This window comes from Sphingomonas sp. 66-10, from assembly GCF_001897045.1.
Classification (GTDB): domain Bacteria; phylum Pseudomonadota; class Alphaproteobacteria; order Sphingomonadales; family Sphingomonadaceae; genus Sphingomonas; species Sphingomonas lycopersici.
In genome coordinates this window covers 23,525-26,644 of sequence record NZ_MKRR01000152.1, presented here as the reverse complement: position 1 = coordinate 26,644, position 3,120 = coordinate 23,525, and the positions used below count along the sequence as shown (strand labels likewise).

The following is a 3,120-nucleotide window of genomic DNA, read 5'->3' as shown; positions in this document are numbered from 1 at the left end:
AAACCGCCGCTCTTCGCGCCGCGATTGTAGCTGGCATAGATATTGGCGTCGGCGGAGACGCGATATTGCAGCCCGACCTTGCCTGTGACGGATTCGAACGTCTTTTCACTGTCGTAGGTGAAGATCGGCGCGGGCAGCCCGGCGGCGTCGCTGACATAATGATAGGTCTTGCGATCGGCCGAATAGCGCAGCCCGCCGGTCACCGTCAGCCGGCTGGTGAGGTCGTAATCGAGCTGGCCGAATGCGGCATAGCTGTCGACCTTCTGCGTCAGCGGCCAGCTGAACACCCCGATGCCCTGCGGCACCTCGGACGCCGGATCGCCCGCCTGGAGCAGCGGCAGCACGTTGTATGACGAATTGTTGTTGAGATAATCGTGCGCGTAATAGCCGCCGATCACGTAGCGCAATGGGGTATGGCCGTTCGACTGCAGCCGCAATTCCTGGCTGAAGGTGTTCTGCCGCGCGATATAGCTGGCGGTGATCGTGGGGATCGGGCTGGCGTCGGTGTCTTCCTGATCGTTGCGCTTGGCGTGCTGATAGCCGGTGACCGAGACGATCGATGCCGGGCCGAGATCGATCGTCAGCGTGTTCGCCACGGTGAAGAGGTCGACCTTGTCCTTCCCCTCGAAGCCGTAATCGCCCTGATAGAGGTTCTTGCTGGTGTTGGCATAGCCCATCACCGTGGTGCACTGCCCCGAGGTGTAGAAGGCCGGGAGGCATAGCCCGTCGGGCCCGGTCGCCGCCGGGGTCTGGGGGAGCAGGGCGCGATTATACGCCCAGATCGACCCGCCGCGCGATCGCCCGGTGCTGATCACCAGATTGTCGGTGACGTTGCTGGTGGGGGTGAAATGGATCGTGCCGCGGACCGCCCAGCGATCGGTATTGTTGCCGTGATTGCCGGTGACGCGGTTGAGCGTATAGCCGTCGTCGCGCTGGTAGAGTCCGGCGACGCGGACCGAGAGCTTGTCGGCGATCAGCGGGACGCTGACTCCGCCCTGCACGTTGACCGAATTGAACCGGCCATATTCGGCCGAGATATCCGCCTCGGGCACGTCGCCCGGCAGCCGGCTCGCGACGTTGATCGCGCCCCCGGTGGTGTTGCGGCCGTAAAGCGTCCCCTGCGGCCCGCGCAGCACCTCGACCTGCTGCAGATCGAAGAAGGCGAGGCGTTGCGCCAGCGGTGAGGCGACGTAGACCCCGTCGGCGTAGATGCCGACCGCGCTGTTGGTCGCGGGGTTGAAATCATTGACCCCGATGCCGCGGATGAAGATGCGCGGGTTGGCGCCATTGTCGTCGGACTTGATCTGCAGCCCCGGCGCCTGATTGGACAGATCGACCAGATCGAGCGTGCGGCGGTTCTGGATCGCCTCGGCGGTGATCGCGGTGATCGCGATCGGCACGTCCTGCAATTTTTCGCTGCGCTTCTGCGCGGTGACGATCACGTCCTGCACCTGCGGCGCAGTGGCGGCGGCGGGTTCCGGCGCGGCCTGTTCGGCGGCGGCGGATTGCGCGATGGCGAGCGCCATCCCTGAAATGGCGATGCTCAATAGCTGCTTGTTCACGAGCGCCTCTCCCCGAAGCGATGTTTATGCGTGAACGATAGCAAAAAATATCGTTTTGGCAATCTCACATAATTCATTGAAATAGAACGAAATATACAGATTAACCGAGCATGAAATCGGATAATCGATAGTAAAACCTATCTTGTCTGCGCGGCCGTGCCTGGCGAGTCGGCGGACAAAAAGGAAACCGCCGGCGCGAGGGCGTCGCACCGGCGGTTGATTGTTTATCGCGCGAGCACCTCTCGCTGTTCGGGCTGAGCCTGTCGAAGCCTTGCACTTCCTTCCGAGGAAGAAGGGCAGCCCGTCGACAAGCTCAGGGCGAACGGCGAGAGGGCGCCCCCAATATCTCGGCTGCGCCTTATTTCGCCGGAGGGGTCAGGCCGTGCTCCTCCAGCATCGGGCCGACATCCGGGTCCTTGCCGTAGAAGGCCTTGAACATCGGCGCATAATCCTCGGTATGCCCCTTGCTGAGGATCATGTCGCGGAAGCGCTGGCCGTTCTCGCGGGTCAGCCCGCCGTGGTCGACGAACCAGTGATAGGCGTCATGCTCGAGCATCTGCGTCCACAGATAGGCGTAATAGCCGGCCGAATAGCCGTTGGCCCAGATGTGGAGGAAATAGCTCGAACGATAGCGCGGCGGGACGTCGGTCACGTCGAGCCCGGTCGCGGCGAGCGCCTTGGCCTCGAACTGGTCGACATCCTGCTTGGGGGCGTCGGCCGGCAGCGAATGCCAGTCCATGTCGAGCATCGCCGCGGCGATCACCTCGCCCAAGGCATAGCCCTGGTTGAACTTGGCCGCCTTCTTGATCTTGTCGACCAGCGCCGCGGGCATCGGCGCGCCGGTGCGGTAATCCTTGGCATAATGCGCCAGCACCTTGGGATCCCACGCCCAATGTTCGTTGAACTGCGACGGGAATTCCACGAAATCGCGCGCGACATTGGTGCCGGAGACGGTGGGATAGGTCTGGCTCGCGAACAGCCCGTGGAGTGCGTGGCCGAATTCGTGGAACATCGTCGTCACGTCGTCCGAGCTGATCAGCGCGGGCTGGCCGGCGGCGGGCTTGGTGAAATTGGCGACGTTATAGACCACCGGCTTGGTGCCGAGCAGCTTCGACTGGTTGACGAAGTTCGACATCCACGCGCCGCCATTCTTGTTGTCGCGCTTGAAATAATCGAAATACATCAGCCCGAGCTCGGACCCGTCCTTGTCGTAGACGGTATAGACCGTCACGTCGGGCTGATAGACCGGGATGTCGGTGCGCGGCTTGAAGCTGATGCCGTAAAGCTGGTTGGCGGCATAGAAGACGCCCTGTTCGAGTACCGTCTTCAATTCGAAATAGGGTTTCACCTCGCTCTGATCGAGGTCGTATTTCGCCTTGCGCACCTGCGCGGCATAATGATCCCAGTCCCACGGCTTGAGCTGGAACTTGCCCCCGGTCGAATCGATCTGCGCCTGCAGCTCGGCGGCGTCGCGCTTCTGCGCCGGCGCGGTGGCGGCGGCGAGCTGGCGCATGAACGAGGAGGCGGTTTCCGGGGTGCGCGCCATCTGGTCGTAGAG

2 protein-coding genes are annotated in these 3,120 nt (G+C 62.7%); both read right to left on the bottom strand.

What is annotated here, in order from left to right:
• Positions 1-1,562 (bottom strand): TonB-dependent receptor (locus tag BGN95_RS23630; RefSeq protein ID WP_286774212.1); only part of this gene is annotated, 1,562 nt, incomplete at its 3' end.
• A gap of 358 nt (positions 1,563-1,920) precedes the next feature.
• Positions 1,921-3,120: M3 family metallopeptidase (locus tag BGN95_RS23625; protein ID WP_286774211.1), on the bottom strand; the 1,200-nt coding region annotated here is incomplete at its 5' end.